This window comes from Bradyrhizobium sp. MI1.7 (assembly GCF_055811795.1).
The window spans coordinates 2,501-5,789 of the sequence record NZ_JBVVPO010000156.1; the positions used below are offsets into that span (position 1 = coordinate 2,501).

The following is a 3,289-nucleotide window of genomic DNA, read 5'->3' on the forward strand; positions in this document are numbered from 1 at the left end:
GGCCCATAATACAAAAGGTACGATGTCACCCAGAACGTATCTTGGGCTCCATCTGTTTGTAGGTGTCCGGTTTCAGGTCTATTTCACTCCCCTCGTCGGGGTGCTTTTCACCTTTCCCTCACGGTACTGGTTCACTATCGGTCGCTGAGGAGTACTTAGGCTTGGAGGGTGGTCCCCCCGCGTTCAGACAGGATTTCACGTGTCCCGCCTTACTCGTGGATACATCATCGCATTACTCGTACGGGGCTATCACCCTCTAAGGCCCGGCTTTCCTGACCGGTTCCGATTGTCTTTGATGTATCACTGGCCTGGTCCGCGTTCGCTCGCCACTACTAACGGAGTCTCTGTTGATGTCCTTTCCTCCAGGTACTTAGATGTTTCAGTTCCCTGGGTTTGCTTGAAACCTCCTATGTATTCAGAAGTCTCATACCTTCTCTTGATAACCGGAAATCCAAAACCTCTTCGATCGAAATCTAAAGGCCTAGGCATCTCTCATTTCTGATCGAACCCCACACCAATGTCTTTCGACAAAGGTCTTGGAGTTCCGGCTATCGAAGGTGGGTTTCCCCATTCGGAAATCCATGGATCAAAGCTTCTTCGCAGCTCCCCACGGCTTATCGCAGCGTAGCACGTCCTTCATCGCCTCTCAGCGCCAAGGCATCCACCGAACACCCTTAAGGCACTTGATTGCTCTCATTATCAATGTCCACACACTCGGCAGAATGTTGTCTGCAGAATTACCTTGCGGCACGCGCCCTCGATGAACGCTATCTGCAGCCGGACAATGATTAGAAAGACCAGCTTGCTTCGTAAGATCGTTCCGATAGCGAGGCGGTCAAGCTTCGCTAAAAGGATCATTTACAACTCGCATTCCTCTCAGACGCAGCCTTGTGAGCTACATTGAAAGGCGCACGAGCGCCGAAATGATCCGGAGATAATGAAGTATCGCGCAACAATTGCTTGTTGCCCGATCCAACTCGGATCGATCTCCTCTTTACGATGTCAGAAATCACGCAGCTTACTGTCCATCCGGACTAGTAAGTGCGAAGTGATGTTTCGCGGACGATTTAGGTGCACGATCAGTCGATGATCAAACCATCTGGTGGAGCCAGACGGGATCGAACCGACGACCTCATGCTTGCAAAGCACGCGCTCTCCCAGCTGAGCTATGGCCCCGTAACCAGAAGACGAATGCTCACTCGATGAGTGTGGTGGGCCTGGGAAGACTTGAACTTCCGACCTCACGCTTATCAAGCGCGCGCTCTAACCAACTGAGCTACAAGCCCCTAACGCATATCCAGTCAAGGACCAGGGATTCTGCAAGCTTGCAGCCCCAGCGCGTGTTCGTCCGCGAAGAAAGAGAAACGAAGACGGCGAAATCCCGCCAATGCAGCTCAACAATCCTGACGATCGTTGGCCACTGATGTTTCTAAAACGGTTCGATAGAAGCAAGCTTCTGAAGAACCATCCTTAGAAAGGAGGTGATCCAGCCGCAGGTTCCCCTACGGCTACCTTGTTACGACTTCACCCCAGTCGCTGACCCTACCGTGGCCGGCTGCCTCCCTTGCGGGTTAGCGCACCGTCTTCAGGTAAAACCAACTCCCATGGTGTGACGGGCGGTGTGTACAAGGCCCGGGAACGTATTCACCGTGGCGTGCTGATCCACGATTACTAGCGATTCCAACTTCATGGGCTCGAGTTGCAGAGCCCAATCCGAACTGAGACGGCTTTTTGAGATTTGCGAAGGGTTGCCCCTTAGCGTCCCATTGTCACCGCCATTGTAGCACGTGTGTAGCCCAGCCCGTAAGGGCCATGAGGACTTGACGTCATCCCCACCTTCCTCGCGGCTTATCACCGGCAGTCTCCTTAGAGTGCTCAACTAAATGGTAGCAACTAAGGACGGGGGTTGCGCTCGTTGCGGGACTTAACCCAACATCTCACGACACGAGCTGACGACAGCCATGCAGCACCTGTGTTCCAGGCTCCGAAGAGAAGGTCACATCTCTGCGACCGGTCCTGGACATGTCAAGGGCTGGTAAGGTTCTGCGCGTTGCGTCGAATTAAACCACATGCTCCACCGCTTGTGCGGGCCCCCGTCAATTCCTTTGAGTTTTAATCTTGCGACCGTACTCCCCAGGCGGAATGCTTAAAGCGTTAGCTGCGCCACTAGTGAGTAAACCCACTAACGGCTGGCATTCATCGTTTACGGCGTGGACTACCAGGGTATCTAATCCTGTTTGCTCCCCACGCTTTCGTGCCTCAGCGTCAGTATCGGGCCAGTGAGCCGCCTTCGCCACTGGTGTTCTTGCGAATATCTACGAATTTCACCTCTACACTCGCAGTTCCACTCACCTCTCCCGAACTCAAGATCTTCAGTATCAAAGGCAGTTCTGGAGTTGAGCTCCAGGATTTCACCCCTGACTTAAAGACCCGCCTACGCACCCTTTACGCCCAGTGATTCCGAGCAACGCTAGCCCCCTTCGTATTACCGCGGCTGCTGGCACGAAGTTAGCCGGGGCTTATTCTTGCGGTACCGTCATTATCTTCCCGCACAAAAGAGCTTTACAACCCTAGGGCCTTCATCACTCACGCGGCATGGCTGGATCAGGGTTGCCCCCATTGTCCAATATTCCCCACTGCTGCCTCCCGTAGGAGTTTGGGCCGTGTCTCAGTCCCAATGTGGCTGATCATCCTCTCAGACCAGCTACTGATCGTCGCCTTGGTGAGCCATTACCTCACCAACTAGCTAATCAGACGCGGGCCGATCTTTCGGCGATAAATCTTTCCCCGTAAGGGCTTATCCGGTATTAGCACAAGTTTCCCTGTGTTGTTCCGAACCAAAAGGTACGTTCCCACGCGTTACTCACCCGTCTGCCGCTGACGTATTGCTACGCCCGCTCGACTTGCATGTGTTAAGCCTGCCGCCAGCGTTCGCTCTGAGCCAGGATCAAACTCTCAAGTTGGACTTGAACTTTGAACCGGCTGATCACAACGTTTGACGAGGTCCCACCATTATTTCGACAACCGAAGTCGTCGAGCTGCCCGCGATTCACATCGCTGGCAGCGATGGTGTTTCCTTTAAAACGTGTACCGCCGAAGTCTTTCGTCCCCTCTCAGAACTCAAAAGCCGAAGCTCTTCAGTGTCCGAGAGGCGCAAGGACTCCGCCGTCCACGTTTCTCTTTCTTCATCTTCACTTGTCAAACAGCCCGGGACCAGGTGGCCCCAACCTTCCAGAGTGGAAGGGTTCCCGACACCCTCACCGACGATGAATGAACTCCAATCGACTTA

At 53.6% G+C, this 3,289-nt stretch carries 2 tRNA genes and 2 rRNA genes (1 of these 4 only partly in view); all 4 read right to left on the reverse strand.

Annotation, left to right across the window (positions count from 1 at the left end):
• Positions 1-689 (reverse strand): 23S ribosomal RNA (locus AC0L3X_RS46425) (it extends 2,184 nt beyond the left edge of the window).
• Between the two features lie 411 nt (positions 690-1,100).
• Positions 1,101-1,176 (reverse strand) — tRNA-Ala (locus tag AC0L3X_RS46430).
• A gap of 33 nt (positions 1,177-1,209) precedes the next feature.
• Positions 1,210-1,286, reverse strand: a tRNA-Ile gene (locus AC0L3X_RS46435).
• A gap of 188 nt (positions 1,287-1,474) precedes the next feature.
• A 16S ribosomal RNA gene (locus AC0L3X_RS46440) occupies positions 1,475-2,963 on the reverse strand.
• Together the 16S and 23S rRNA genes with 2 tRNA genes alongside form the textbook arrangement of a ribosomal RNA operon.
• Positions 2,964-3,289: the final 326 nt, after the last annotated feature.